Here is a 394-nt window from a genome sequence, read left to right on the forward strand (position 1 = left end):
TTCGCTTTTTCCTTCAACAATTAAATTGGTAAAAATATTTACAACAAACTGCACTTGATTATGATTAACCTGACCTTTTATCGAAGAAGGTAAAGAGTTTAATTCCATCAATACTTCTGATTCTGTTTTATCTTGAGTGGAAAGCCCTAAATTATCTGCTACTTCACTTATTAATAACTCTCTGTTTTCTTTATTATCTTCCAATTTAGTATAATCACGCAGTAGATCGATCGTGTTGTACAGTCTGACTTATACACTAATTCGGTATACATTGCTGGTTATATCCGAGCTAATCAGCAACGTAGGTACAGTAAAGTAGACGTACCAATGTTAAAAACGGCGAAATACGAAATTGGCAATGAAGTTCGTTGCAAACAAATCTCTATCCATCTAT

General features: G+C 33.2%; 1 pseudogene. It reads right to left on the reverse strand.

Annotated elements, in window-relative coordinates:
- A pseudogene (locus ACJ5GX_RS06405) lies at positions 1-231 on the reverse strand (hypothetical protein); the annotation flags it as partial.
- Positions 232-394: the final 163 nt, after the last annotated feature.

Source organism: Wolbachia endosymbiont of Tuta absoluta, assembly GCF_059414725.1.